Raw genomic sequence first — 26,579 nt, 5'->3', positions numbered from 1 at the left:
GATGAAAAAAATCGTACTTGCCGCGCTGTTAGCCGGATTAAGCCTGAGCGCAAGCGCTGCCCAGACCATCCGTTTTGCGACCGAAGCATCCTATCCTCCGTTTGAATTTGTTGATTCCGATAACAAAATTCAGGGCTTCGATGTTGATTTAGCCAATGCGCTGTGCCGTGAAATAAACGCGACCTGTACCTTTACCAATCAGGCGTTTGACAGCCTGATCCCCAGCCTGAAATTCCGCCGCTTCGATGCGGTAATGGCGGGGATGGACGTTACGCCTGAACGTGAGAAACAGGTGCTGTTCTCTAAAACTTATTACGACAACTCCGCGCTGTTTATTGCGCAGAAAGGCAAAGTTGCCAGCGTGGACGCGCTGAAGGGCAAGCGCGTTGGCGTGCAGAACGGAACGACTCACCAGAAATACCTGACTGAAAAAATGTCAGGTGTCAGCATGGTGCCGTATGACAGCTATCAAAATGCCATTCTGGATTTGAAAAATGGCCGTATCGATGCCGTCTTCGGCGACACGGCGGTGGTTAACGAATGGCTGAAGCAAAACGCTACGCTGGCACCGGTTGGTGAAAAAGTCACGGACAAAGCCTACTTCGGCACCGGTCTCGGCATCGCGGTTCGTCAGGGTAATACCGACCTGCAAAACAAGTTCAACACCGCACTGGATAAAGTAAAGGCCAACGGCACTTACAAAACTATCTACAGCAAATGGTTCCAGCAGTAATTCCTGAATGAACGAACTTTATCCTCTTGCAAGCGCCGCCGGTATGACCGTCGGCCTTGCCGTTTCTGCGCTGGTGGTTGGCCTGATTCTGGCGATGCTGTTTGCCGTCTGGGAGTCAGCACGCTGGCGGCCAATTGCCTGGCTCGGCACCGGTCTGGTGACGATGTTTCGTGGCCTGCCGGAAATTCTGGTGGTGCTTTTCGTCTATTTCGGCGCCTCTCAGCTGCTGCTAACGCTTTCCGATGGCTTCACGATCCATCTTGGGTTCACTGATGTTCCGGTGCAAATAGCCATTGAGAATTTTGACGTCAGCCCGTTCCTGTGCGGCGTGATTGCGTTATCGATACTCTATTCCTCCTACGCTTCCCAAACCTTACGTGGCGCATTAAAAGCGGTACCGCAAGGCCAGTGGGAGTCGGGCCAGGCGCTGGGGATGAAAACGGCGGCGATTTTTTTCCGTTTGATTCTGCCGCAGATGTGGCGACATGCCCTGCCGGGTTTGGGAAATCAGTGGCTGGTGCTGCTGAAGGATACCGCGTTGGTTTCGTTGATTAGCGTTAATGACATTATGTTGCAGACCAAAAGCATTGCAGCGCGCACTCAGGAACCTTTTACCTGGTACGTCTGTGCTGCGGCTATCTATCTGATTATCACCCTGTTGAGCCAGCAGATCCTTAAACGTATTGAAGCGCGGACGACGCGTTTTGAGCAGGGGAATAACGGATGCTGAGCTATTTGCCTGAGCTGCTAAAAGGCCTGCATACCAGCCTGACGTTAACGGTCGCTTCGCTGATTTTGGCGCTGCTGCTCTCACTGTTGTTTACCGTCATCCTGTCGCTTAAAGTGCCAGGCCTGAATGCGCTGGTGCGTGTCTATATCACCTTGTTTACCGGCACGCCGCTGCTGGTGCAGATTTTCCTGATCTACTACGGTCCGGGCCAGTTCCCATCCATTCAGTCCGTTCCCTGGCTGTGGCATCTGCTTTCTCAGCCCTGGCTTTGTGCGCTGCTGGCGCTGTCGCTAAACAGTGCCGCCTACACCACTCAGCTGTTTTATGGTGCGGTGCGGGCGATTCCTGCCGGCCAGTGGCAATCCTGTGCCGCGCTGGGCATGAACCGAAAAGATACGCTGCGCATTCTTTTACCCTATGCTTTTAAACGCGCCCTCTCTTCCTATTCGAATGAGGTGGTGCTGGTGTTTAAAAGTACCTCGCTGGCTTACACCATCACGCTGATGGAGGTGATGGGACACGGGCAGCTGCTGTATGGCCGTACCTATGACGTAACGGTCTTTGCGGCAGCAGGGGTAATTTATCTTTGTGTAAACGGTTTGCTGACGCTGATGATGCGATTAATTGAACGCCGTGCGCTGGCCTTCGAGCGCCGTAACTGACGGATAACAGCCCTTCTTTACTGGTTAATCAACGGATAACATCGCAGCGGGAGCAGACATACTAATCGGGTTTTTTCGATCGCAAGGACTCGAATGATGCTCAGATTTGTACTGCCCCTGCTGCTGATCGGTTTCAGCATACCTGTATTTGCATCGCCCCCCATTCGTATCGCAACAGCCGCGATCAATCCTCCTTTTGAATATCTCAACGATGACAATCAGCTGGCAGGATTTGATATCGATCTGGCAAATGCCGTCTGTGCACGGATGCAGCGTACCTGTGTCTTCACCAACAATGATTTTGACCGGCTGCTGCCTTCACTGAAGTTTCAACGCTACGATGTGGTTATTTCCGGTATCGACGTTACGGCCGAGCGTCAGGAACAGGTCGATTTTACCCAGCCCTACTTTATCAATTCCGCCACGCTGATTGCCGTTAAAGGCCGTTACGCTGCGATTGAGCAGTTAAAGGGAAAGCGCATCGGCGTGGGCAGCGAAACGACCCATCAGGCATGGCTGACCTTAAAGTGGCCGGATATGGTCGCCGTCAGTTATGACAACTATCAGAACGCGCTGCTGGACATTCGAAACAGTCGGATTGACGCGATCCTTGGCGATACGCCTTCGATGCACGAAGTACTGAAATCGCATCCCGAGCTGGCTGCTGTCGGCCAGCCCGTCCGCGACAGCCATTTTTTTGGCTACGGTGTGGCGATGGCCGTGCGCAAAGATAATAACGCGCTGAAGAGCAGCCTAAACGCCGCGCTGCAAAGCCTGAGCGACGACGGTACGTTACGCCAGCTCAGGCTTCGCTGGTTTGGCAGCAACAGCGGACAGCCTTCAAAGTCGTCGCAGTAGAACCAGCACTTCGCTGTGCGCGGTGTGCGGGAACATATCGAACAGCTGCACTTTTTCGACGGCATACGCGTTCAGGCGAGCAATATCGCTGGCCATAGTCTGCGCGTTGCAGCTGGAATAGAGGATAAATGCAGGGGCCATTTGGCTAAGATAGTCGCACAGCCCGACGCCAATTCCGCGGCGCGGCGGATTCACCAGCACCAGATCGGGCACTTCACCTTCGCCAGTGGCAAAGGCGGTAGAATCGAGCGCGGCAAAACTCACTTTTTTCATGCCCATCAATTCAGCAGAGCGTGTGGCGCAGGCAATGGCTTCGGCACTGATTTCAATCCCGGTCAGCGCCATCTCCGGCGTGGCGCAATGCAGACCAAAGCCTCCCACGCCGCAGAACAGATCCCACATGCTGCTGATATTCAGCTCGCTAACCCACTGCCGTGCCGTAGCGTACAGTGAAGAAGCCACGGCCGGATTCGTCTGGAAGAAGCTTTGCGGACGGATCCACAGCGGTACATCGTTTAACTGCTCGGCAAGCGTCTGGTTTTCGCTCAGCGGGATCTCCTCCTCACCTTCCAGAATAGCCATATGCACCGGCTGAATATTCGCCGAAATGACGCTCAGCTGTGGTAGCTGCTCGCGCAGCCCAGGCAATGCACGCACCAGCTGCGCCAGCTTCTCTTTAGAGCGCAAGACAAATCGCAGCATCATTTCGCCGCTGTGCGTACTTTGCGTCAGCAGGATAAATTTTAACTCGCCACGTCTGCGTGCCACGTTATAGGGCGTCAGGCCAGCCTGAGCAATAAAAGGCTTCAGCCGGGAAAATACCTCAGCAAAAGTCGACGGATATAACGGACATTCACAGAGATCCACTGGCGTGCCGTCACGATGTACGATGCCAAAAATTGGGCGCTCGACGCTACCGCTAACCACCATCTTCGCTTTGTTACGAAATGCCTGCTGAGCAGAAATGGCCGGAGGCAACCACTGCCTGACCGGCTGTTCATTAAGCAGCTGGCGCAGGTTTTCCTGCTTGCGATCGAGCTGATGAGGGTATGGGGTGTCCAGCCACTGGCATGAGCGGCAGCGGTCGGCATCATAAAGGGCGCAGTGCATGTAGAGGCCTGTTTATTCCGTAAAGCGAAAAGCGGGCGAAGATTGTATCACTGTACGTTTAGCGTTGCCGAAAAAAATCCCGGCTGCTCGCAGGGACAAACAACAGCAGCAGAACCAGCAAATCGGGCAGCTTTTGAGAAATCAGCAGGTGGAGGATCTGCTGGCCGTTTTCGCCACTGACGCTAAAAAGCTCAGGGTAGACCCAGCCCATTGAAGCGATAAAAAGATAAAACACGATCGCTAACTGCGACAGCCCGAATCCCCACCGTCCCCAGTTGCGGCCACGCATTACTGCTATAGCGCAGCGCAATTCAAAAAAGAACAACAGCTGGCTGGCGATAAAAATCAGCGTGGAATCCCAGGCCTGCGCGCTGCGATGCACGAATCTGAGCACCTCGTCTAAACCCAGCTCATGCGCCTGGAGCGCAACGCCTAATAATCGGGTAGCAATGATAGCCGTCCCCGCGACCAGTACGGGAACCGGTACGGATGAACTTGATTTCAGGGCCGCCTGCCCTTCTTTCAGCACCTCTGACATCGCTTTCTCCTGCTGAAGATGTTGATGCACTTAATGAGTGCATCGCCACCCGATCGTGACCGGTTCCGAACGGCTGCAACAGAAAATACGCCCAGGCTGTTGTTCCCTGACGGCAACACGCCTTCTGCAAGGACGGCGAAAATCCGTGCCAGCCGACATGAAAGCGGCTTTTTCTCGTTTTCCGGCCTGTTTCCGTTTTCTGGCACGATACCTGCTTGTTCCTGAGAAATAGCCGTTAGCTATTTTTAGCGCAGATTAGGCAATCTTTCCACCTCCGGAAACCTTTGCTGCGCAATTACCAAAAGTTATTCAGGGAGTTTCAAATGATGCCAAATGAGAAGGTCAATCCCCCGCAACAATGGTCTCCTGGTCTGGGGGCGTATCTTGCCCTGATTGTGGCAATACTGTTTTTCTCCGGGCTGTTTTTTAATATTGAGGGCATGAAATGGCTGGGAGCCTTTGATTTCACCACCCTCGGCGGAAAGTTTGGGGCGATTAAAGATGCCGCTCACGCCACCTTTTTAGGCGAAGGCGGCACGGGCGCAAAAGCGGGATTTCTGTTCGCCCTTTCACTGATACCGACCGTAATGCTGGCGCTGGGCCTGCTGGAAATCTTTACCCACTACGGCGCTATCCGCGCTGCGCATAAGCTACTGACCCCGCTTCTCAAACCGATTTTAGGCATTCCTGGCCGCTGTGGCCTGGCGCTGATTACCGATCTGCAAAGTACCGATGCGGGTGCCGCCCTGACCAAAGAGCTGTATGACGAGAAACAGATTACTAAAAAAGAGGTGGTGATTATGGCGGCCTGGCAATATTCCGGCGCGGGCCTGATCAATAACTATTTCGCTATCGGCTCGGCGCTGTTTCTTTCGCTTTCACTGCCGGTGCTGGTGCCGCTGGTGGTGATGTTCGTGCTGAAATTTGTTGGGGCCGCCTTCGTCCGGCTGGCGCTGAATACCGTTTATAAAAAGGATTTTACCTGTGCAGAATAAACCGCAGGTTGCGCTCAGCAGCAACCCTTTTGATATCTTCGTTGTGGGGGCCAGGAAAGGGTTTCATATTGCCACACATAACCTGATGCCCAACGTGGTGATGGCCTATGTCATTGCCGAAATGCTCAATTTGCTTGGCGTCATGGGCTTTATCGGTAAGGTTTTTGCGCCGGTTATGGGACTTTTTGGCCTGCCCGGCGAAGCGATCACCGTTTTATTAACCGCCTGGCTCTCTTCTTCCGCCGGAACCGGCGTGGCGGTCAGCCTGCTGGCAAAGGGCGTGCTAACGGGTATTGATATTACTATTCTGGCTCCCGCTATTTTTCTGATGGGTTCTCAACTGCAATATATGGGACGCCTGCTGGGCGTTTCTGATGTGCCGAAAAAATACTGGCCGCTGCTGATGCTGACCAGCGTCATTAACGCAGTTATCGCTATGCTGGTGATGCGCCTTATCGCCTGATCGCCGCCTGATGGAGACTGAACGTGTTAAAAGTTTTAGAACATTACGCTTATCTGCATGAAATTCCGGAACTGGGTTTTCAGGAATTCAAAACCTCTGCCTATATCAGCCAGCAGTTGAAAGCCGCTGGCTATCGGGTTACGGACAATTTTAATGGCACAACGGGCATCGTGGCCGTGCTGGACAGCGGCGTGCCGGGGCCGACGCTGGCGCTACGCGCTGATATGGATGCCCTCGGCCATATCATCAACGGTGAAGCCTGCGCACGCCATACCTGTGGTCATGACGGGCATTCCTCGGTAGTACTGACGGCGGCGCAGGAGCTGATGGCGGAAAAAGCGGTAAAAAAAGGCCGGCTGAAGCTTATTTTCCAGCCTGCTGAAGAGTTGGGTACCGGCGCGCTGGCGATGATTGCCGGAGGCGCGGTTGATGATGTGGATATGATACTGGGCTTCCATGTGCGTCCGGCAGAAGAGTGTGCGGTCGGAACCGCTATTCCTGCCGTCCGCTATTCTGCCTGCCTGACTATCGAAGTAACCGTGCGTGGTCAGACGGCCCATGCCGCACGCCCGCATCTGGGCATCAACGCACTGGACGCGGCCGTGAGCGCAGTGCAGGCCGTCAATGCCATCCATCTGCCACCAGGCAAAAGCTGGAGCGCAAAAGCCACCCGCTTTTTATGCGATGCGGGCGTCACCAATTCGGTACCTGATGAGGCTCGTGTCATATTCGATCTGCGCGCGGCAGAAAACGAAGATATGACGCTGCTGCAATCCCGGGTTGAACGCGCCGTTTTGCAGAGCGTGGCCGCATTCGGCGCAACCGCTGAAATCGAGATAGTGAAGTCGATGCCCGCCGCCGAGATCGACGACGAGATGACCACGCTGATTGCAGGAGCGATTACCGAAGTACTGGGCGAAGAGGCGTTGATGTCGGTTCGATCAACGCCGGGCAGCGAGGACTTCTTCCACTATCCGGTTCAGCGTCCACAGGTTAAAGCGGGCTTTTGGGGCTTAGGCTCAGGGCTGGTACCCGGCCTGCACCATCCCGATATGCGTTTCGATCTGAACTCGCTGCCGGTTGGCGTAAAAATCTTTAAAGCCTGCGTGAATAAAGTGTTGGGCTAATACTGGCGCAAGTACAAAACCTTTGGAGTTAATCTGGAGGGCTGGCACCTCTGCTGGTTATGGTTTCAGGCAAGGGAAAAATACAAAAGAGACGCCAGGAGAATATCCAGCCCTCCGGGAATGACTCGTCATATTCTTCAGCAGTGAACAATCTCAACATAAAAAATGCCCGGCCCCTCTTTACAGGCACCGGACATTTTCATATCAACTGTTGAGGAAGAACTATTTAATGTCCGCCACGGGCCTTGCGAATATCCCTTAGTCGCTGCTTCTCTTCGTGCGCCATAAATCGCCAGGCGATAAAGCCGACGATGCCAACCACGAACAGGATCAGTGACGCCAGCGCGTTGATTTCCGGATTAACGCCGCGACGCACGGTGGCAAAGATCTGCATTGGCAAGGTTGTCGCGCCCGGCCCGGTGACGAAGCTTGCAATAACCAGGTCGTCCAGCGAGAGCGTAAAGGCCAGCAACCAGCCGGTGACAATCGCCGGCGCTATCATTGGCAGGGTAATGACGAAAAAGACCTTCAGCGGCGTTGCGCCAAGATCCATCGCGGCTTCCTCAATTGAGCGATCCAGCTCGCGCAGTCGCGAATTGATCACCACCGCCACATAAGCCGTACAGAAGGTCACATGTGCCAGCCAGATAGTCAGCATGCCGCGATCGCCCGGCCAGCCAAAGGTATTGCCCATCGCCACAAACAGCAGCAGCAGCGACAGACCGGTGATCACATCCGGCATCACCAGCGGTGCCGTCAGCATAAAAGCAAAACCGGTTGAGCCTTTAAAACGCCCAAACCGTACGATGACCACCGCCGCAATCGTTCCCAACACCACCGCTGCGGTAGCGGCCAGTGCGGCAATACTCAGACTTAGCGTTACGGCACTAATCATTGCATCATCATGAAATAATACGTTGTACCAGTGCAGCGAGAAGCTTTCCCACGCGGCCAGCTGAGAAGAGTTAAAGGAGTAAATCACCAGCAGCGCCATCGGCGCGTACAGGAAGAAGAAACAAAACACCAGAATAACGATACGCCAGGGCGAACGGACAACGGGTAAACTCATGCCTTCTCTCCCATCTCTTTATTCTGATGCTTGTGGAACCAGATAATCGGCAGGATCAGGATTAACAGAATAATCACCGCCAGCGCCGAGGCGACCGGCCAGTCGCGGTTATTAAAGAACTCCTGCCAGAGCACGCGTCCAATCATAATGCTGTCCGGGCCGCCAAGCAGTTCCGGGATGACGTATTCGCCTACCGCAGGAATAAATACCAGCATGGAACCGGCGATAATACCGCCTTTGGTGAGTGGCACAATCACGCTGAAAAAGGTTTTCAGCGGACGAGCGCCCAAATCCAGTGCCGCTTCCACCAGCGAGTAATCGATACGCGTCAGCGCGGTATAGATCGGCAACACCATAAACGGCAGATAGCAGTAAACGATACCGATGTAGACCGCCAGGTTGGTGTACAGAATCGCTATCGGATGATCGATAACACCCGTCCACAGCAAAAAGCGGTTCAGAATGCCGTTGTCATTAAGGATGCCCATCCAGGCGTAGACGCGTACCAAAAACGACGTCCAGGAAGGCAGGATCACCAACAGCAGCAGAATGTTGCGTGTGGAACGCGGGCTGTGCGCGATTGCCCAGGCAAGTGGATAGCCAATTAGCAGGCAGATGACGGTAGAAATCGCGGCGACCTGTAATGAATGCAGATAAGCATCGATATACAGCGGGTCGTCGGTCAGCGTCAGGTAGTTGCCCAGGTTCATCACCATGGTCAGTTGGCCATCGGCCCATGTCACCAGATCCGTATAAGGCGGAATGGCACGCGCGATATCTGAAAAACTGATTTTCAGTACGATTAAAAACGGCAGCAGGAACAGCAGCACCAGCCACAGGTAAGGCAGCGCGATAACCAGCTTGCGGCCCTGTCTTGATTGTAACGTGCTAAACAGGCCGGGACGTTTTTGCTTCATCCGAACGGGCGGAGAAGCGGTATCAGAACGTTGATTCATGGCTCCCCCACTACACCGTCAGAACCACGCAGCTGTCCGCATCCCAGCAAAGACGAACTTCGTCTCCCCAGGTCGGCGCACCTTTGCGGAAACGATGAGCATTTTGCAACTGTGCGCTGATCATCTGACCGCTATGCAGTCGCACATGGTAAATCGACAGGTCGCCAAGATAGGCAATATGCACCACTTCGCCAACGGCAAAGTTATTGCCGTCCGCCGGGATCTCTTCGCACAGCATCACCTTCTCCGGGCGCAGCGCGACATGGACCGGTACGCCTTCCATTACCGAGGCATCCGAATCCACTTTTAGCGGATGCAGCAAGCCCGGACTGTCGATAATCAAACCCTCGGCGCGACGTTCACGCAGCAGGCCTTCAAACAGGTTTACCGAACCAATAAATTCGGCGCTGTAGCGCGTGGTGGGATGCTCGTAGATTTCTTCCGGCTCGCCAATCTGCACAAACTTGCCCCGGTTCATAATGGCGATACGTCCGGCCATGGTCATTGCTTCTTCCTGGTCGTGCGTCACCATAACGCAGGTTGCGCCGACGCGTTCCAGGATATCGACAACCTCAAGCTGCATACGATCGCGCAGCTTTTTATCCAGCGCGCCCATTGGCTCATCCAGCAGCAGCAGTTTCGGACGCTTGGCAAGACTGCGAGCTAACGCCACACGCTGGCGCTGCCCGCCTGAGAGCTGGTGCGGTTTACGCTTTGCGTACTCCGTCATATGCACCAGGGTCAGCATCTCGGCCACGCGGCTGGCAATTTCATCTTTAGGCAGGCGATCCTGCTTCAGCCCAAAGGCGATATTCTGTTCAACCGTCATGTGCGGGAACAGCGCGTAGGACTGAAACATCATATTGATCGGACGCTGATAAGGCGGAACATGAGACAGATCCTGACCATCAAGCAGGATCTGACCGGAAGTTGGCGGCTCGAATCCGGCCAGCATACGCAGCAGCGTTGACTTTCCACAGCCGGATGCACCCAGCAGCGCAAAGATTTCGCCATTGAAGATAGTCAGATTAATGTCATCAACCGCATGTTGTCCGTCGAAAGACTTGGTCAGATTGCGGATTTCCAGCAATGGCGTGACCGCCTTGCTAACTTTTTTTTGCGGGCGAGGGATCGCGTCGTTCACTTCCATTACACTCCGGCGCTTAACAGTTGGCATAGCCATAAAAAAACAAAACAGAGGCCGGACAAGCACCTCTGTTGCAGATTGACAAAGCGGAGGTCAGTTACTTGCCACTTTTAACTTTAGTCCAGGCTCGCGTACGCACACGATCAAGTTTCGGATCCTGAACTTTCAGCACGAACAGCTTAGCCATCACTTCTGCTGGCGGGAAGATGCCAGGATTGTTACGAATGTCGGCATTAATCAGTGGTACTGAAGCTTTGTTGCCGTTGGCATAAAATACTTTATTAGAAACATCCGCGATCACCTTCGGCTCCAGCAGATAATTAAGGAACTGATAGGCCTCATCAAGATTTTTGGCATCTTTTGGAATAGCCAGCGTATCGAAGAACGCCAGTGCACCCTCTTTCGGAATGGTATAACTGATATTGACGCCGTTTTTAGCGGTGGCCGCGCGGTTCTTCGCCTGAATAATGTCGCCCGCCCAGCCAATCGCCACACAGGTACTGCCGTTAGCCAGATCGTTAATGTACTGCGAGGAGTGGAAGTAGCGAATATTTGGACGCAGCTTCAACAGTAGATCGGTAGCCGCGCCTGAATAATCTTTGGGATCGCTGCTGTTAGGATCCTTACCCAGATAATTCAGTACGGTGGCAAAAATTTCTTCAGGCGCATCGAGGAACGAAACGCCGCAGCTTTTCAGCTTCTCAAGGTTTTCCGGTTTCAGCACCAGATCCCAGCTGTCTACCGGCGCATCTTTGCCTAACGCCGCTTTGACTTTCTCAACGTTGTAGCCAATGCCGGTGGTCGCCCACAGATAAGGGATGGCGTATTTGTTGCCCGGATCGTGCTGTTCCAGCTTTTTCAACAAATCGGGATCGAGGTTTTTATAGTTTGGCAGCTTGCTCTTATCGAGCGGCTGAAATACGCCCGACTGTAGCTGACGGGCAAGGAAGCTGGAGGATGGCACCACAACATCATAGCCGGTACTGCCGGCCATCAGTTTGCCTTCGAGCACTTCATTCGAATCGAAGACGTCGTAAACCACTTTGATGCCGCTTTGCTTCTCAAAATTCGGCACGGTATCCGGCGAAATATAATCTGACCAGTTATAAACGTGCAGCGTCTTATCAGCAGCCATTGAGCTGGCGGAAACCGCCATTACCACGCCCGCAACCACACCTGACAACCATTTTTTGCGCTGGCTGAACATTTTCCATCCTCCTGAACAGGGATAATCACCGCTTCCACAGGACAAACAAATAACTGCGGATAAGTTTCATATAATGAATGATTATTCATTACGCTGTTAATAGAAAAAATCGATATCTACAGCGACGTTGCACGCGAAATGCGCCCACGCAAGGATAGACCCACACGCCGCTTCAGGCCAGAGGTGCAGGTAAAAAACGCCTTTTATCGACGTTTTGCCGCCTTTGGTTTATATGACAGGCTAAACGGCAGGTAAAGCCGATGAAAGTAGGGATAATCAGGCATTAATACAGCATAAAAATTTGCGGGGATAGGAGTTGGACTGGTTGAAATAGCAGCAAAGGCTGGTGCGAGGAAAGAATGTGCGTCGGGTTGAGCGGGCCAACATGAGTTGACCCGAACAGGGAGATTAGTGCAGCACAGACTGAGCAACGACGAACTCGCCGCGATCTTCATCTTCGCCCATCATCAGCAGGTGATTAGCAAAAGCTTCAAGAACCACCATCGAAATCTGTTCTTCGCTCTGCTTCATAAAGTGTACGAACTGGCCAAAGGTCAGGCCTGCCGTCACGCTGAGTGACTGACAAACAATCAGCTTCGGCAAATTGTCATCCTGAATATCCACAAACGCCTTAACGGTCAGCGAGCTGGCATTGATTTGTGATAACTCTCCCACCAGCGGGATCAGTGCGGTCGGTTTAACTTCAGCCAGCGCTGAGAACAAAATGACATCGTCAACGAGGTCCAGCTTGGCATCGAACACCCCGTCGAAATTTTGCATATGCGGCAGGTGAAGGGCCTGACAGGAGTCACACTCAAACCAGGTGATGCTTTGCTGATCCAGCCAACGTCGTAGTAAATCAATATCCGGAACGACGAGTGAATCCATTTATTCAATCTCATACTGCCTTAAAATTGCGCCCTAGCTTACGGAAAAAAGCGTCTAAATACCACGATTGTGAAAGAAATATCGGGTTAGCCACCCGTTTTCAGACAGAAGCCAGGGCGCGCCTGCTGCTCAATCCATGCAATCATCATGGTGGCAATATCCAATCCCGTGGTTTTCTCGACGCCTTCCAGTCCTGGCGATGCATTCACCTCCATCACCAGCGGGCCGCGGTTGGCGCGTAAAATATCCACGCCCGCAACGTCCAAACCCAGCGTAGCTGCTGCCCGGATGGCAATTTCACGTTCTCTTTCGGTAATGTCCACCAGACGAGCCGTACCGCCGCGATGCAGGTTTGAACGAAAGTCGCCTTCTCGCGCTTTGCGTTCAATGGCCGCTACAACGTTTCCGCCAACAACCAGGCAGCGGATGTCTTTTCCCTGCGCTTCCTTGATAAATTCCTGCACCAGAATATGCGCGTTCAGCCCCCGAAAGGCATCGATAACGCTTTCCGCTGCCTGCCGGGTTTCCGCCAGCACGACGCCAATGCCTTGCGTGCCTTCCAGCAGCTTTACCACCAACGGCGCACCGCCTACCATGTCGATTAAATCGCTGGTATCGTCCGGCGAATGCGCAAACCCCGTCACCGGCATCGCGATGCCCTGCCGGACCAACAGCTGTAGCGAACGCAGCTTATCGCGGGCACGAGTGATCGCCACTGACTCATTTAGCGGAAAACTGCCGCAAACTTCAAACTGGCGCAGCACGGCCGTGCCATAAAAAGTAATGGCTGAGCCGATGCGTGGGATCACCGCATCGTAATGGCCCAGCTGCTTGCCGCGATAGTGGATCGCTGAGGAACCCGGATTAATATTCATATAGCACGAGAGAGGATCGATAACCTCAATGCTATGGCCTCGTGCTTTTGCCGCCTGTAACAGCCGCTTACAGGAATAGAGCGAACCGTCTCGGGAAAGAATCGCTATTTTCACCAGGTGCCTCCGCAGGGATCCTAACGCGTTGCCCAACCCTGCTTATGCAGGTAATCCAGCATAAACGGTCGATTTTCTTTGATGATGGTCTTCTGGATATGCTCGCTCCAGTTTTCACGGCGAGGGTTGCTCTCCCGCGACAGATAATACTCTTCCTGCTCGCGATCATAGGTAGCCAGCACGTCTGGATCGAGGGGCTGATAGCGGTTTTCATGCACCAGCATCGCCGCGGGCATACGCGGCTTAACCTGTGGCGTTTGTGCCGGCCAGCCGAGGCAGAGGCCAAACAGCGGCAGCACAAATTTTGGCAGACCAAGCAGTTCGGTAACCTCGGCAATGCCGTTACGGATACCGCCAATAAACACGCCGCCCAGCCCCAGTGATTCGGCCGCAATCATCGCGTTTTGCCCCATCAGCGCGGTATCCACACAGCCCAGTAAAAGCTGTTCCGCCAGCCCTAACTGGGCTTCAGGACAAATCTGCAAATGGCGGTTAAAATCGGCGCAAAATACCCAGAACTCAGCAGCCTGAGCAACATACTTCTGCCCCCCGCTCAGCGTTACCAGCTTTGCGCGCAGCTCCGGGTCAGTAATACGGATGATTGAGGAACACTGTAAAAAACTGGAGCTGGAAGCCGACTGTGCAGCGGCAAGGATCGCCTTGCGTTGCGCATCGCTCACAGGCTGGTCAGTAAAAGTTCGAATAGAGCGATGAGAGCAAAGTAGCTCAATGGTCGGCGTCATGTTTGTCTCCTGGTGTACGTTTACGCAAATAAAACAGTTCCGGCGCCATCACTTTTGCTGTCCGCCACATCATGACAATCGCGGCGGGTAGCATCAGCGCGATCCCCGCAAAAAGCATTACGGTGGCAGCTAATGGCGCGGAAAAAGAAGCCGGCAAGGGTAGCATCTGATGCAGCGTGAGGTAAGAGAGAACCAGCATAATTCCTCCTGACGCCTCTAGAACCAGGATTGGGACGGGCATTTTACTGAAAGCACGCATGGCATCTCCCCCGTTGGCTTGTGCTGCTTGCCTGTCATTTATCGACAGGCTTCGCCGGGATTATAGACAACACGAATTAAACCAACAGGTAAATCCTTCTTTCTTTCACCTGATGAAGCGGGCATCATAAGCGCCAGCGAGTGATGAGTTGTGATGTACATCACAGAAAGAACTGACCTTTGAGGAGAAACCTATGTTTGCAGTAATTTTTGGACGTCCTGGCTGTCCTTATTGTGTCCGTGCAAAAGAGCTGGCTGAAAAGCTGACTGAAGAACGCGAAGATTTCAACTTCCGCTATGTCGATATCCATGCGGAAGGCATCACCAAAGCCGATCTGGAAAAAACCGTCGGTAAGCCTGTTGAAACCGTGCCACAGATCTTCCTGGATCAGAACCACATTGGTGGCTGCACGGATTTCGAAGCCTATGCCAAAGAAAATCTGGGCCTGTTCCAGTAATTTCTCAAACAGAACAATGGCGCGAGCCAGCAAGAAGAGGACCGATATTTATCGGTCCTCTTTTTTTATGGCCGCCCTGTTATGTCCCAAAGCGTTTAGCTGTGGGGATGCCAGAACAGCGTGCGGCAAAGCATGATACCCAGCGCCCCAGAGCCGCACCAGAAAATGGCGCTGGTATCGAAAGCCAGCTCCATAAAGAAACCGGGATAATGCATATTGTAGAGATGCAGGATTAGCAGGCATACAGGCATTGCCAATAGGGCTCCCAGTAATGCCACGGTCAGCGGCGACTCTTTGGACGTCAGCGCAGCAATCGCGCCAGGAATGGTAAACATCAGCAAACCCGGCCGCGCTTGTACATAGCCTGAGCCTTCAGCGACCATATCGTAGCGTACCGCCAAAAAGACGATACTAAAGAGAACAAGACTGAACACCAGGTTCGTCCAGGACATACCCTTAAACACCATAGGATCTTCTCTCGGTAATTGATGTTGTCACCTGGCCGGATGATACCGGGCCATTTTCCTCTGCTATTGATAAACAAAAGACCGTTACAAACGTCAACGGCTTTTTACTGGCTGAAAAAGAATGAAGCGATTAAAATGACGACCGTTTTATATGGCGCTGGGCTGTAATTCGCGGATAATCCTGAACGTTGCCGCTGCTCTGCTGGCAGTACAGTAAACTTAGCGCAAAACACCCATTATTTCAACATGTTACTCGTAAACAAGAAGTTAAACCGTGAATATAAACGTCGCAGATTTGTTAAGTGGAAATGACATTCTGTTATTATTTGTCGTGCTTGCGTTGGGGTTATGCCTGGGTAAATTACGACTGGGTTCTGTCCAACTGGGTAATTCTATTGGCGTTTTAGTCGTCTCATTGCTATTGGGTCAGCAGCATTTCGGCATTAATCCTAACGCCCTTAATTTGGGCTTTATGTTATTTATTTTTTGTGTGGGTGTGGAAGCTGGGCCAAACTTTTTTTCAATCTTCTTCCGCGACGGTAAAAATTACCTCTTACTTGCGCTGGTGATGGTCGGCAGCGCCGTGATCGTTGCGCTGGCGCTGGGGAAACTTTTTGGTTGGGATATTGGCCTGACGGCCGGGATGCTGGCCGGATCGATGACTTCAACGCCGGTTCTGGTAGGGGCAGGCGATACGCTGCGGCAAACTTATCCTGCGGGCAGCACGCTGGCTCAGGCGCAGAGTAACCTGAGCCTGGGCTACGCCCTCACCTATCTTATCGGGCTGGTCAGCCTGATCTTTGGCGCACGCTATTTGCCAAAATTACAGCATCAGGACCTGCCCACCAGCGCGCAACAAATCGCCCGCGAACGCGGACTGGACCCCGACAGCCAGCGTAAAGTCTATCTGCCCGTTATACGCGCCTATCGCGTTGGGCCGGAACTTGTCGCCTGGACCGACGGCAAAAACCTGCGCGAGCTGGGGATATATCGCCAGACCGGCTGCTACATTGAGCGAATCCGGCGCAACGGCATTTTGGCGAATCCCGACGGCGATGCGGTATTGCAGCAGGGCGATGAGATCTCGCTGGTCGGTTATCCAGACGCCCATTCCCGCCTCGATCCCAGCTTCCGTAACGGTAAAGAAGTTTTCGACCGCGATTTACTCGACATGCGCATTATTAATGAAGAGATCGTGGTTAAAAATAATAACGCGGTAAATAAACGCCTGAGCCAGCTGAAACTGACCGATCACGGCTGCTTTCTTAACCGGGTTATCCGCAGTCAAATCGAAATGCCGATTGATGACAGCATCATCCTGAATAAAGGCGACGTATTACAAATTAGCGGAGAAGCCCGTCGGGTTAAATCCGTTGCCGACCGGATTGGCTTTATCTCTATCCACAGTCAGGTTACCGATTTGTTGGCTTTTTGCGCCTTCTTTATTATTGGCCTGATGGTCGGCATGATTACTTTTCAGTTCAGCAGCTTTAGTTTCAGCATTGGCAATGCGGCTGGCCTGTTGTTTGCCGGGATCATGCTGGGTTTCCTGCGCGCAAACCACCCGACCTTTGGCTATATCCCACAAGGGGCATTGACCATGGTGAAAGAATTTGGCCTGATGGTGTTTATGGCGGGTGTGGGTTTAAGCGCCGGCAGCGGCCTGTCTCATGGGCTGGGTGATACCGGGCTGTTGATGCTGGTGGCGGGTTTAATTGTCAGCCTGTTGCCGGTAGTTATTAGCTTTATATTTGGCGCGTGGGTATTAAAAATGAATCGTGCTTTGCTGTTTGGCGCCATTATGGGAGCACGTACCTGTGCGCCAGCAATGGAGATTATCAGCGATACGGCACGCAGTAATATCCCCGCACTGGGCTATGCCGGAACTTACGCTATCGCTAACGTACTGCTTACGCTGGCCGGGACGCTGATTGTGTTAATCTGGCCAATGTTTGGTGGGTAAAAAAATATTTTGGCTGCTTTGAGAACTTTTATATTGTCGTGCAGTCTTAATTAGTGCCACTGCTTTTCTTTGAAATCCCAAATTGTGGAGCCCGTTAATCTGATGATTAGCGGGTTTTTTTCTTTCAGCCCCTCTCCTGCCTTTTTTAACGCTTATGCATCCTCTTGCCTGGCGGATTTTTCATCGCATTAACATAAAATCTTCATTCAATCTTAACGAAACGACAACCGCCTGCCGAATTAGGAGCGGGACTATTTAACTTGTGCCGTCTCGATTCTATGTTATCCGCCTGATATTACTGACGATATATAGCTACGGCTCAGTTTATGGCCTGCCGATGTCGCTGGCCGCCATTTTTGCATACGACACTTTCTGCTGAACCCGACGAGGAGACATACCATGATGGAAGCGCTGAACCGGACGCTGTTTTTGTGGATTAACGCCACACCCGACACGCCCGGCTGGCTCATCTCACTGGCGATATTTATAGCCAAAGATTTGATTGCCGTTGTCCCTGTACTGATTGTGGCTATGTGGTTTTGGGGCGCGCAAAGTCAGGTGAAATCGCAGCGTGAACTGGTGTTGAAAACGGCAATTGCGCTTGCATACGGCATGGCTATCTCATGGTGTATCGGCAATTTATATCCTCATCCACGACCGTTTGTTATCGGCTTTGGTCATCAATTTTTGGCCCACACGCCGAGTGATTCCTATCCCAGCAATCATGGCACCATCATTTTTACTTTTGCTATTGCCTTCCTGTGTTGGCACCGGGCCTGGTCCGGCGCGGTTCTGATGCTGGCTGGCATACTGATTGCCTGGTCACGAATTTTCCTGGGTGTTCACTGGCCGCTGGATATGCTGGGCGGCCTGCTGCTGGGAATGCTCTCCTGCCTGTTTGCTCAGGTCGCCTGGCATTTCTGTGGCCGACGTTTACTACAAAATATCTCTGCGCTTTACCGCTTGCTGTTTGCTTTACCTATTCGTAAAGGCTGGGTAAGAGATTGAATAACGTCTTTATTGCGTAAACATACGGCAGCGTCTATTTTCACCAGCTGCCAGAAAGCGCGTCATCTTATTGCGCAACAGTCGAAATCTGCCGCCTATTTTATTTCGAATGTTGCGCAACGGGTTAAAGCGGCAACAAACCCATACGGCCTTATAACTTAATTTATTGATATTATTATATTTAAATCACCGATATGAGCATTTTTCACCCTGAAAGGTCGATATTTAACCAATTAAACAAACCTATAATATAGTCCTAATCACTGCCTTACCGCCCCTTCCCCAGAAGATACCGCCAGATAAAAAAAACCTTCCAGCGCATAACTCTAAAAAAAATGCCACCTTACTTATTGCTGCGGTCACAAAGCTGTCATCTTCCTCTTTCTTCTTCTTTTCCAGATGGTAGAGTGTCGCTCGCCTTATTCAGAGTCGTAAATTAAATAACGCTTCCTTCTTTTTAACGCTTATTTAATTTACTACTTTCAACCGGGAGATTTTCAATGGAATCAACGAAAACGGCTACGCTGTCGCAGACAGCTGCCGGCGCTGCGACAGGCTGGCGCAAGAGTGACACGATGTGGATGTTGGGCCTTTACGGTACCGCTATTGGCGCAGGCGTGCTGTTTTTACCCATTAACGCCGGTATTGGTGGTCTGATCCCCTTGCTGATTATGGCCGTGCTGGCGTTTCCAATGACCTTTTTTGCTCACCGTGGCCTGTGCCGTTTTGTGCTTTCGGGGCGGAAAGATCAGGATATCACCGGCGTAGTGGAAGAACATTTCGGCAAGGGCGCAGGCACGCTGCTGACGCTGCTTTATTTCTTTGCTATCTATCCTATTTTGCTGGTCTACAGCGTCGCGATCACCAATACGGTCGAGAGCTTTATGACCCACCAGCTTCATCTTCAGGCACCGCCGAGGGCGCTGCTCTCCCTGGTACTGATTGTCGGCCTGATGACTATCGTACGTTTTGGTAAAGAGATGATCGTCAAAACGATGAGCGTACTGGTTTATCCTTTTGTGCTGGTGCTGATGGCGCTGGCGCTGTTCCTGATCCCTCACTGGAACAGTTCCATTTTCCAGAACGTCACTCTTGCGGGTACAGGCAACGGTCTGTGGATGACGTTGTGGCTGGCTATTCCGGTAATGGTGTTCTCGTTTAACCACTCTCCGATTATCTCTGCTTTTGCGGTAGCCAAGAGTCAGGAATATGGCCCGGATGCTGAACCGAAATGTTCGCGTATCCTGGCTTTCAGTCATCTGATGATGGTTGTCACGGTGATGTTCTTCGTGTTCAGCTGCGTGCTCAGCCTTTCACCCGAAAACCTGGCGGAAGCCAAAGAACAGAATATTTCTATTCTCTCTTATCTTGCGAACCACTTTAATACGCCGCTAATGGCCTGGATGGCACCGATCATTGCCATGGTAGCCATTACCAAATCTTTCCTTGGCCATTACCTGGGCGCACGCGAAGGATTTAACGGACTGATTGTTAAAACGCTGGGCGAAAAAGGCAAAGCAATGTCAGAGAACAAGCTCAACCGTATGACGGCGGTGTTTATGTTCTTTACCACCTGGCTGGTAGCGACATTGAACCCAAGCATTTTGGGTATGATTGAGTCGCTGGGCGGGCCGATTATCGCCGTTCTGCTGTTCCTGATGCCGATGTACGCGATCAATAAAGTGCCCGCGATGCGTCAGTACAGCGGCAAACTCAGCAATGTTTTTGTGGTGCTGGTTGGGCTGATTGCTATTTCAGCCATTGCTTACGATTTCTTCTAAGTGGATTATTTAAGGGCAGACAGCCAGTCTGCCCTCAGGCTTTTCAGGAAAACCATTTACCCAACCAGCCGTTCATTTTCATCATCACAAAATCCCATATCCGACTGAAAAATCCGCCTTCATTAACCTCATCCATGACCACCAACGGGCGCTGCTCTATGGTTTTTCCCTCAAGCTGAAAATCAATGTTGCCTACAACCTGATTTTTCTTCAGTGGGGCGGTGAGCTGAGGCTGCGAAAGCGTAAAACTGGCCTTCAGGTTTTTCATTTGCCCTTTTGGCACGGTAATCGACGCATCGCTGGCTACGCCCAGGTTAACCTCTTTTTTGTCGCCATACCAAACGCGCTGGGTAGCAAAAGGTTTATCGGTTTTGATCGGTGTTACCGTTTCATAAAAGCGAAAACCCCAGGTCAGCAGCTTTTCACTTTCGCGAAAGCGTACTGCATCCGTCGCGGCACCCAGCACGACTGAAATCAAACGCTGATCGCCGTCGGTTGCTGAAGCAACAAGATTATTTCCTGCGCCGTCGGTATGGCCGGTTTTAATGCCATCGACATGCAGGTTGGTACTCCACAACAGCCGGTTACGGTTATGCTGCCTGATGCGGTTAAAGGTAAACTCTTTTTCCTGGTGCAGCGCATACTCTTCGGGCACATCCCGAATCAACGCCTGTCCCAACAGGGCCATATCCCTGGCGGTACTGTATTGCCCGTCAGAATCCAGTCCGTGAACGGTTTTGAAATGCGTGTTTTTCAGCCCCAGTACCCGTACGTAATTGTTCATCAGCCCGACAAATGCGTCCTGGCTGCCGGCAACGTAATCGGCCAGCGCAATACTGGCATCGTTACCGGACTGGATAATGATCCCTTTATTGAGTTCAGAAACCGGAATGCGATCGCCCGGCTTCAAAAACATCAGCGACGATCCTTTCAGCACGGGATTACCGGTAGCCCAGGCGTCTTTGCCAACGGTCACCAGATCGTCGTTATGAATTTTTCCGGCCTTTAACGCCTGCCCAATCACGTAGCTGGACATCATTTTAGTCAGGCTGGCAGGATCGAGACGATCGTCGGCGTGTGATTCCGCCAGCACCTTGCCGCTGTGATAATCCATCAGAACCCAGGCTTTGGCTTCAATCTGCGGCGCAGCAGGTGCCTCTACGGCATAAACGGGGGAAGCGACAATCAGGAAAAGGGCAGAAAGCGTGCTGGCAGCGACAGAATGGCGTATTTTATTCATGGTGATACCCAAGTATCCTTTTGAAAAACAATATTTTTATTAATTAAGGCAAATCCTGTTTACGCTATCGTTTATCAGCCGAAAATTGAACCGTCCGACCGTAAAGTTTTTTAGAGTTTAATAGAGAATTCTGTATAGCACGGGCCAGAACCCCTTTTTTTCCGCAGACTTACCGGCAAGGTACGGGTAATTCTGATTTTGTCCTGAACTGCTACTTCCGTCACAAAACTCCACTAATCTCAATTAAACCCGGCTGAGGAGTGATGACGATGGATTTAGCTCTGTTCGATCTTGATAAAACGCTTATCTGTGAAGACAGTACTGGCCTGTGGTTACGCTGGCTGGTTTCGCAAGGTTTTGCTCCAGCCGCACTGATTGAGCAGGAACGCGCGTTGATGGTGCAGTACCACCAGGGGTCGCTTTCAATTGAGGAATACATGAACACGACCCTCTCGCCGATCGCCGGGATGGGTACGCTGACGGTTTCGGGTTGGGTGAGACGTTTTATTCAGCGCGACGTGATGCCAAGGGTTTATCCCTGCGCACGTAAAAGAATGAACTGGCATCTGGAACGCGGTGATCGGGTGATGGTGGTCTCAGCCACCGGTGAGCATCTGGTCACGCCTATCGCTCAGCAACTGGGCGCACATGGTGCACTGGCCATCGATGTGGAGATCGTAGACGATCGTTATAGCGGCCAGACATATGGCACAATGACTCACCCGCACGGGAAAGTCAGACAGCTAAAAGAGTGGCTGTTGCTGCAAGAAAGCGCGGGTTTTGCACAGACCTGGGCCTACAGCGATTCGATGAATGATTTACCGTTGCTGGAACATGCCGACCATGCCTGGGTAATCAATCCGGCTGAACCCCTGCATCAGCTGGCACAACAGCGCGGTTGGGAAGTGTGCCAGTGGCTTAAATAAGGGAATCGGGCTGCCGGGCAGCCGGGCAGCCCCTTTATTTTTCCAGCCCAACCTTCAGTAATTTTCCATCCGATTCATCCGTCAGTACATACAGATAACCATCTGGTCCCGTGCGGACATCGCGAATGCGTTCACCGCGATCGCCCAACAGACGTTCTTTTTCCACAATACGATCGCCATTGACCGTCAGATGAATAAGGTTCTTTTCCTTTAATGAACCGATAAACAATGAATCCTTCCACTGAGGGAAACGTTGGCTGTTATAAAACGCCATGCCGCTGATGGCGGGAGAGACTTTCCAGTAAAAAACAGGTTGCTCAGTCCCTGGCACTGTCCCACCTTTTGAACCCGGGACTTTTTCACCGCTGTAATCCACGCCCCATGTCGCCAACGGCCAGCCATAATTCTTCCCTTTACGCGGAATATTGACCTCATCGCCGCCGCGCGGGCCATGCTCACTTTCCCATATTTCGTGAGTCCAGGGATTTAGCGCCAGCCCCTGTGGATTGCGCATCCCATACGTCCAGATTTCGCCTCTTGCACCCTGCTGGTTAACAAAAGGGTTATCTTTTGGCACGCTGCCATCGGCATTCAGACGGATAATCTTGCCGGTCAGCGCGTTTAGCTGTTGCGCAGTAGCGGCCTGAAAATTGTCCCCAAAGCTGATATAGAGATAGCCCTTCTCGTCGAAAAGCAGCCTCGACCCCAGATTTGCGCCACTCGAGAGTTTCGGCTCTTGTCGAAGGATCACTTTAAAATCAGTTAACCGGCTTTTTTCCTGATTCAGTGTGCCGTAACCCACTACCGCACCAGCGCGCCCGCTGCTGTCAGCTTCGGTATAGCTAAGATAAACGTGACGGTTCTGCACAAAATCGGGGGATAGCGCAATATCAAGCAGCCCGCCCTGCCGCTCGGCCCAGACTTCAGGCACACCGGCGAGCGGTTCGGAAAGCGTGCCGTTTTGCCAGTGCCGTAGCTGGCCGGAACGTTCAGCGATCAACATGCCCTGATTCCCTGGCAAAAAAGCGACCGCCCAGGGGTGATTTAATCCGTTTTGCAGCTGTTCAACGGTCGTTTTTGCAGCCAGAACCGGGCAGTTCATTAAAAGGACACCAGCCAGTAAGCTGCCGTGCAGTAATCGGAACATGCTTTCTCTCCTGAAGGGGATCGCTGTCGATCCTGAGCTGCCGCCCCTTAATGGCGGTCAGCTTCAGGGCTGCGGCGGGAAAGCCGCCACATCCTGAACCATTTCATCTACGGCCTGTTTTAAATCATCCAGCGTTACCGGCGCGCTGCTGTTTGCCACGCTCTTACCGTAGGCTTTCCGGACTGCCACCAGCACCGGGTTACCCGTTTTGGTATCAATTAACTGGGTTTCAAGATAGAGCACGCTGTTTTGCGTACGGTGCCCTGAGGCCGCCATCGTGCTGGCGATTACCGCGGCCACCGGCACCACTTCATAAAATTTCATATCCTGATTTTCTGCGTTAACGGCGGTAATGGCCGTTTTCATCATCAGCGTGCCCGGGCCGCCGGAACTCACCAAGGGTTTATGTTTCGCAACGGCAGCCTGCATCCGGCTATCAACATATCTACGCAAGCCGTCGAGCGTGGTCTGATTTACGCGCGCCGTCGGCCGGGCTGGCGGGTAATAGACCACCGGCATATAAAAGATGCCGTGATAATCCGCAGAATGAAAATCGGGGGAGATCCAGCGAAGCGTAGGATGCCCGCTCGGGGAACGGGTAGGTTTTAATTGGGAGTAATCGGACAGAAAACCCGAAAAATTTTGCTTTTCGGTGACTTTAGAAGCACAGCCAGTAAGGGTTATAGCCATCACCCCGACAACCAGACACATACGCAGCGCGTGCATAGATTCTTCCTTTTTAGCGGGAAAATGCAGAGACATCTGAAGCATAGCGGCTTGTTGCAACATTACCATTTAGCCTAAAAATTATGCGAAGAAGTTATCACTTCGCGTTAAAAATTTGACTAAAAAAAGTACTGGATATTTAAACAGGCAATTGTATACTATTTCTACTGCCCAACAGGGCATTGTTATCCGACAGTAAGGGGTAAAGACCATGATGATGCCAGTAGAAACCCGTCATTCGCTGAATCAGTCGAACGCCATGAGCAGCCGCGACATCGCTAAGATGATCGGCATTACCCATGGTGAAGTGAAACGGTTAATTAAAAGTCTGGAAACCACCCAGCGCCTTTCACAGCCCCTGTCGGTCAACCTTTATGAACGTGAAGGCGAGACACGCCAGGAATATTTTCTGAACAAGCGTGATTCGTTACAGGCGATCGCGCGCCTTGCACCAGCCTTTATCGCCCAGGCGCTGGATAACTGGCAGGAACGCGAACAGCATGCGCATTTGCCTGACTTTACCAATCCGGCTGTCGCGGCACGCGCATGGGCAGAGGAATTTGAACGACGCCAAACCGCTGAAAAGCAGCTGGCGCTGACGGCGCCAAAGGCGGACTTTTTTGATCGCTATATGCAGGTCGATGACTCACTGGGTTTTCGCCAGCTTTGTAAGATGCTTAAAGTCAAAGAACCGGAGTTTCGACAGTTCCTGTTTGAGCGCAATATCATGTATCGCGCTAATGGCGTACTAACGCCACAGCAGCATCATCTCCAGGCGGGCTATTTCGTGGTCCATGCCAGCGTGGGAGAGAATCAGCATGCTTTCTCTCAGGCGCGGTTTACCGCCAAAGGCGTCAAGTGGATTGCAGAACTGTGGGCAGGACACCTTGCCACGCAACGCAGAGGCGCGGCGGCCTGAAGCAACCACGGCAGCATGGTAGAGCAGCCTCAGCCATATTTCGCCTGATGCTGTTTCTTGCGGGCCAGATAATCCTGATCTTCGCGAATTTTGTCCCACCAGGCCTTAAAAATGGCCGCTGAGGCGGCTTTCTCTTCGTTTACGTGATAGGGCAGGATCTGCCGATCGTCATCGTATTTACGGCCGCCTTTATGATTGGCGTAACGTCTGGCGCGGGTATATCCCATCTGGATAAATTTACGCGCCATGTCCATACCGACAAAATCATCCTGCTCGCGGTACGCCTCAAACAGCTTCATGATTTCCTTTGCCGACACCTCGGCAATGGCAGGCGTTTTAAAGCGCCAGTGCGGTAGAATTTCACTTTTATAAGGCTCGACCATCAGTACGCCCTGCTCACCGCGCCCAACCTGATAAAGCTCGGGCTGCTGACGAAAATCGATGGTTTTAAAGTCCTGTTGGTAATCGAATTCCTTCACGGCCTGACCTCCTGTTAAAAGAGTAAGCCTGGCACAGGAAAAGAGAATTCGCGCCTGCCAACAGGCAAACGCGCAGACCCATGTAATCAGCTTTTTAACTTTGGATCGAGGGCATCACGCAAACCATCGCCCAACAGATTAAAAGCCAGAACGGTAAGAAAAATCGCCAGACTCGGGAAAATCGCCACATGCGGCGCCATCACCATGTCGGCACGGGCTTCGTTCAGCATTGCCCCCCACTCCGGCGTCGGCGGCTGTGCGCCCAGCCCCAGAAAAGAAAGGCTCGCTGCGGTGATAATCGAAGTGCCGATACGCATGGTGAAATAGACCACGATGGAAGAGAGAGTACCTGGCAGGATATGGCGCATGATAATGGTGAAATCCGATGCGCCAATACTGCGGGCAGATTCAATAAAGGTCATCTGCTTCAACACCAGCGTATTACCACGGACCAGGCGGGCGAAAGCGGGAATACTGAAAATGGCGACGGCAATCACCACGTTCGCCATACCCGTGCCCATAATCGCCACCACGGCGATAGCCAGCAGGATGCCGGGGAAGGCAAACAATACGTCGCTGATACGCATAATAATGCGATCCCACCAGCCTTCGTAGTAACCCGCCAGCAACCCAAGCGCAGTACCGATAGCCGCCCCAATTGCCACGGAGACAAAGCCCGAGATCAGCGATAAACGCGTCCCCAGCAAAACGCGGCTAAAAATATCGCGGCCGAGTGAATCCACGCCAAACCAGTGCATCGCAGACGGCCCTTCCGTCAGGCGGTCATAATCGAAATAGTTTTCCGCATCAAAAGGCGCAATCCATGGCGCAAAAACGGCCAGCAAAATAAGCAGCACCACAAAGATGCCGGCTATCATCGCCACCGGCTGACGGCGAAAACGCCGCCAGAATTCCCGCCAGGGAGTGCGCACGCGGTGTACAGTTGGCATCGCGGAGAGAGCCGCGCTACGTCGCCAGTTTTTCATCGCGGG

29 protein-coding genes are annotated in these 26,579 nt (G+C 52.4%); 13 read left to right on the top strand and 16 right to left on the bottom strand.

What is annotated here, in order from left to right:
- Nucleotide 1 precedes the first annotated feature (1 nt).
- The 4 genes from artJ to AAGQ96_RS06955 all read left to right on the top strand — a co-directional run bounded on the left by artJ (nt 2) and on the right by AAGQ96_RS06955 (nt 2,983).
- Nucleotides 2-733 (top strand): arginine ABC transporter substrate-binding protein, encoded by a 732-nt coding sequence (gene artJ, locus AAGQ96_RS06970; RefSeq protein WP_342755137.1) that lies wholly within the window; start codon nt 2-4, stop codon nt 731-733.
- Nucleotides 734-740: 7 nt separating this feature from the next.
- Nucleotides 741-1,463: an arginine ABC transporter permease ArtQ gene (gene artQ, locus AAGQ96_RS06965; protein WP_147196572.1), complete on the top strand. Its 723-nt coding sequence runs from the start codon at nt 741-743 to the stop codon at nt 1,461-1,463.
- Complete coding sequence (artM, locus tag AAGQ96_RS06960) at nt 1,457-2,125, top strand: arginine ABC transporter permease ArtM (protein WP_147196570.1); 669 nt, start codon at nt 1,457-1,459, stop codon at nt 2,123-2,125. The genes artQ and artM overlap by 7 nt, the downstream gene beginning before the upstream one ends.
- A 96-nt stretch (nt 2,126-2,221) precedes the next feature.
- Complete coding sequence (locus tag AAGQ96_RS06955) at nt 2,222-2,983, top strand: transporter substrate-binding domain-containing protein (RefSeq protein WP_147200558.1); 762 nt, start codon at nt 2,222-2,224, stop codon at nt 2,981-2,983.
- On the opposite strand, the gene rlmC is transcribed toward AAGQ96_RS06955, so the two are convergent.
- Nucleotides 2,966-4,093, bottom strand: coding sequence for a 23S rRNA (uracil(747)-C(5))-methyltransferase RlmC (gene rlmC / locus AAGQ96_RS06950; protein WP_342755136.1), 1,128 nt, complete (start codon nt 4,091-4,093; stop codon nt 2,966-2,968). The two genes, AAGQ96_RS06955 and rlmC, sit on opposite strands and share 18 nt — an antisense overlap.
- 58 nt (nt 4,094-4,151) lie before the next feature.
- Nucleotides 4,152-4,631, bottom strand: coding sequence for a YbjO family protein (locus AAGQ96_RS06945; RefSeq protein WP_342755135.1), 480 nt, complete (start codon nt 4,629-4,631; stop codon nt 4,152-4,154).
- A gap of 323 nt (nt 4,632-4,954) precedes the next feature.
- On the opposite strand from AAGQ96_RS06945, the gene AAGQ96_RS06940 reads away from it, so the two are divergent.
- From AAGQ96_RS06940 to AAGQ96_RS06930, 3 genes are read left to right on the top strand one after another with little or no spacing between them, the layout of a single operon-like run.
- The gene (locus AAGQ96_RS06940) at nt 4,955-5,626 is read left to right on the top strand and encodes a nucleoside recognition domain-containing protein (RefSeq protein WP_342755134.1); all 672 of its coding nucleotides are present in this window, start codon (nt 4,955-4,957) and stop codon (nt 5,624-5,626) included.
- Nucleotides 5,616-6,089 (top strand): YjiG family protein, encoded by a 474-nt coding sequence (locus AAGQ96_RS06935; protein ID WP_342755133.1) that lies wholly within the window; start codon nt 5,616-5,618, stop codon nt 6,087-6,089. Before AAGQ96_RS06940 ends, AAGQ96_RS06935 begins: the two co-directional genes overlap by 11 nt.
- Before the next feature lie 23 nt (nt 6,090-6,112).
- Entirely contained in the window at nt 6,113-7,216 is a 1,104-nt protein-coding gene (locus tag AAGQ96_RS06930; protein WP_342755132.1) for a M20 peptidase aminoacylase family protein, read from the top strand.
- 226 nt (nt 7,217-7,442) lie between these two features.
- Here AAGQ96_RS06930 and potI read toward each other — a convergent pair whose 3' ends face one another.
- The 8 genes from potI to AAGQ96_RS06890 all read right to left on the bottom strand — a co-directional run bounded on the left by potI (nt 7,443) and on the right by AAGQ96_RS06890 (nt 14,414).
- Nucleotides 7,443-8,285, bottom strand: coding sequence for a putrescine ABC transporter permease PotI (gene potI, locus AAGQ96_RS06925; protein ID WP_342755131.1), 843 nt, complete (start codon nt 8,283-8,285; stop codon nt 7,443-7,445).
- On the bottom strand, nt 8,282-9,202 hold the full coding sequence (gene potH / locus AAGQ96_RS06920; RefSeq protein ID WP_254446346.1) for a putrescine ABC transporter permease PotH: 921 nt from the start codon (nt 9,200-9,202) through the stop codon (nt 8,282-8,284). Before potH ends, potI begins: the two co-directional genes overlap by 4 nt.
- A 49-nt stretch (nt 9,203-9,251) precedes the next feature.
- A complete protein-coding gene (gene potG, locus AAGQ96_RS06915) occupies nt 9,252-10,385 on the bottom strand; it encodes a putrescine ABC transporter ATP-binding subunit PotG (RefSeq protein WP_174822380.1) in 1,134 nt (377 codons plus the stop codon).
- A gap of 100 nt (nt 10,386-10,485) precedes the next feature.
- Nucleotides 10,486-11,595: a spermidine/putrescine ABC transporter substrate-binding protein PotF gene (gene potF / locus AAGQ96_RS06910; protein WP_147196552.1), complete on the bottom strand. Its 1,110-nt coding sequence runs from the start codon at nt 11,593-11,595 to the stop codon at nt 10,486-10,488.
- A 408-nt stretch (nt 11,596-12,003) separates the two neighbouring features.
- Nucleotides 12,004-12,483 carry a YbjN domain-containing protein gene (locus AAGQ96_RS06905; protein ID WP_147196550.1) on the bottom strand — a complete coding sequence of 160 codons (480 nt, stop codon included), beginning with the start codon at nt 12,481-12,483 and terminating at the stop codon, nt 12,004-12,006.
- 86 nt (nt 12,484-12,569) lie between these two features.
- Nucleotides 12,570-13,472: a 30S ribosomal protein S6--L-glutamate ligase gene (gene rimK, locus AAGQ96_RS06900; RefSeq protein WP_147196548.1), complete on the bottom strand. Its 903-nt coding sequence runs from the start codon at nt 13,470-13,472 to the stop codon at nt 12,570-12,572.
- Nucleotides 13,473-13,492: 20 nt separating this feature from the next.
- Nucleotides 13,493-14,215, bottom strand: coding sequence for an oxygen-insensitive NADPH nitroreductase (nfsA, locus tag AAGQ96_RS06895; RefSeq protein WP_342755130.1), 723 nt, complete (start codon nt 14,213-14,215; stop codon nt 13,493-13,495).
- Nucleotides 14,199-14,414 carry a DUF1418 family protein gene (locus AAGQ96_RS06890; RefSeq protein WP_342755129.1) on the bottom strand — a complete coding sequence of 72 codons (216 nt, stop codon included), beginning with the start codon at nt 14,412-14,414 and terminating at the stop codon, nt 14,199-14,201. Before AAGQ96_RS06890 ends, nfsA begins: the two co-directional genes overlap by 17 nt.
- 253 nt (nt 14,415-14,667) lie before the next feature.
- Between AAGQ96_RS06890 and AAGQ96_RS06885 the strand changes: the two genes are divergently transcribed.
- Nucleotides 14,668-14,931 carry a GrxA family glutaredoxin gene (locus AAGQ96_RS06885; protein WP_147196543.1) on the top strand — a complete coding sequence of 88 codons (264 nt, stop codon included), beginning with the start codon at nt 14,668-14,670 and terminating at the stop codon, nt 14,929-14,931.
- 95 nt (nt 14,932-15,026) lie between these two features.
- On the opposite strand, the gene ybjM is transcribed toward AAGQ96_RS06885, so the two are convergent.
- Entirely contained in the window at nt 15,027-15,383 is a 357-nt protein-coding gene (gene ybjM / locus AAGQ96_RS06880; RefSeq protein WP_147196541.1) for an inner membrane protein YbjM, read from the bottom strand.
- Nucleotides 15,384-15,672: 289 nt separating this feature from the next.
- On the opposite strand from ybjM, the gene AAGQ96_RS06875 reads away from it, so the two are divergent.
- From AAGQ96_RS06875 to AAGQ96_RS06865, 3 genes are all read left to right on the top strand, one after another.
- Nucleotides 15,673-17,361, top strand: a complete 1,689-nt coding sequence (locus tag AAGQ96_RS06875) for an aspartate:alanine antiporter (RefSeq protein ID WP_342755128.1) — start codon at nt 15,673-15,675, stop codon at nt 17,359-17,361.
- Nucleotides 17,362-17,763: 402 nt separating this feature from the next.
- On the top strand, nt 17,764-18,369 hold the full coding sequence (gene ybjG / locus AAGQ96_RS06870) for an undecaprenyl-diphosphate phosphatase (protein WP_147200557.1): 606 nt from the start codon (nt 17,764-17,766) through the stop codon (nt 18,367-18,369).
- A 500-nt stretch (nt 18,370-18,869) separates the two neighbouring features.
- Nucleotides 18,870-20,150, top strand: a complete 1,281-nt coding sequence (locus AAGQ96_RS06865; protein ID WP_147196539.1) for an HAAAP family serine/threonine permease — start codon at nt 18,870-18,872, stop codon at nt 20,148-20,150.
- 43 nt (nt 20,151-20,193) lie between these two features.
- Here AAGQ96_RS06865 and AAGQ96_RS06860 read toward each other — a convergent pair whose 3' ends face one another.
- Complete coding sequence (locus tag AAGQ96_RS06860; protein WP_342755127.1) at nt 20,194-21,390, bottom strand: serine hydrolase; 1,197 nt, start codon at nt 21,388-21,390, stop codon at nt 20,194-20,196.
- Between the two features lie 269 nt (nt 21,391-21,659).
- Here AAGQ96_RS06860 and AAGQ96_RS06855 point away from each other — a divergent pair, with 269 nt between their 5' ends.
- Nucleotides 21,660-22,316, top strand: coding sequence for an HAD family hydrolase (locus tag AAGQ96_RS06855; RefSeq protein WP_342755126.1), 657 nt, complete (start codon nt 21,660-21,662; stop codon nt 22,314-22,316).
- 34 nt (nt 22,317-22,350) lie between these two features.
- On the opposite strand, the gene AAGQ96_RS06850 is transcribed toward AAGQ96_RS06855, so the two are convergent.
- Nucleotides 22,351-23,463, bottom strand: coding sequence for a PQQ-dependent sugar dehydrogenase (locus tag AAGQ96_RS06850; protein WP_342755125.1), 1,113 nt, complete (start codon nt 23,461-23,463; stop codon nt 22,351-22,353).
- A 63-nt stretch (nt 23,464-23,526) separates the two neighbouring features.
- On the bottom strand, nt 23,527-24,189 hold the full coding sequence (locus tag AAGQ96_RS06845; protein ID WP_147200556.1) for a DUF3313 domain-containing protein: 663 nt from the start codon (nt 24,187-24,189) through the stop codon (nt 23,527-23,529).
- A 211-nt stretch (nt 24,190-24,400) separates the two neighbouring features.
- Between AAGQ96_RS06845 and AAGQ96_RS06840 the strand changes: the two genes are divergently transcribed.
- The gene (locus AAGQ96_RS06840; RefSeq protein WP_147196531.1) at nt 24,401-25,108 is read left to right on the top strand and encodes a phage antirepressor KilAC domain-containing protein; all 708 of its coding nucleotides are present in this window, start codon (nt 24,401-24,403) and stop codon (nt 25,106-25,108) included.
- Between the two features lie 29 nt (nt 25,109-25,137).
- On the opposite strand, the gene AAGQ96_RS06835 is transcribed toward AAGQ96_RS06840, so the two are convergent.
- Both AAGQ96_RS06835 and gsiD read right to left on the bottom strand, forming a co-directional pair.
- Nucleotides 25,138-25,587, bottom strand: a complete 450-nt coding sequence (locus AAGQ96_RS06835) for a DUF4385 domain-containing protein (protein ID WP_342755124.1) — start codon at nt 25,585-25,587, stop codon at nt 25,138-25,140.
- An 86-nt stretch (nt 25,588-25,673) separates the two neighbouring features.
- Entirely contained in the window at nt 25,674-26,573 is a 900-nt protein-coding gene (gsiD, locus tag AAGQ96_RS06830) for a glutathione ABC transporter permease GsiD (RefSeq protein WP_147196528.1), read from the bottom strand.
- Nucleotides 26,574-26,579 lie beyond the last annotated feature (6 nt).

It is taken from the genome of Pantoea sp. MBD-2R, assembly GCF_039134845.1.
Classification (GTDB): Bacteria; Pseudomonadota; Gammaproteobacteria; order Enterobacterales; family Enterobacteriaceae; genus Erwinia.
Note: the sequence above shows the minus strand (reverse complement) of the source record. Positions and strands in the feature narration are given on the sequence as shown.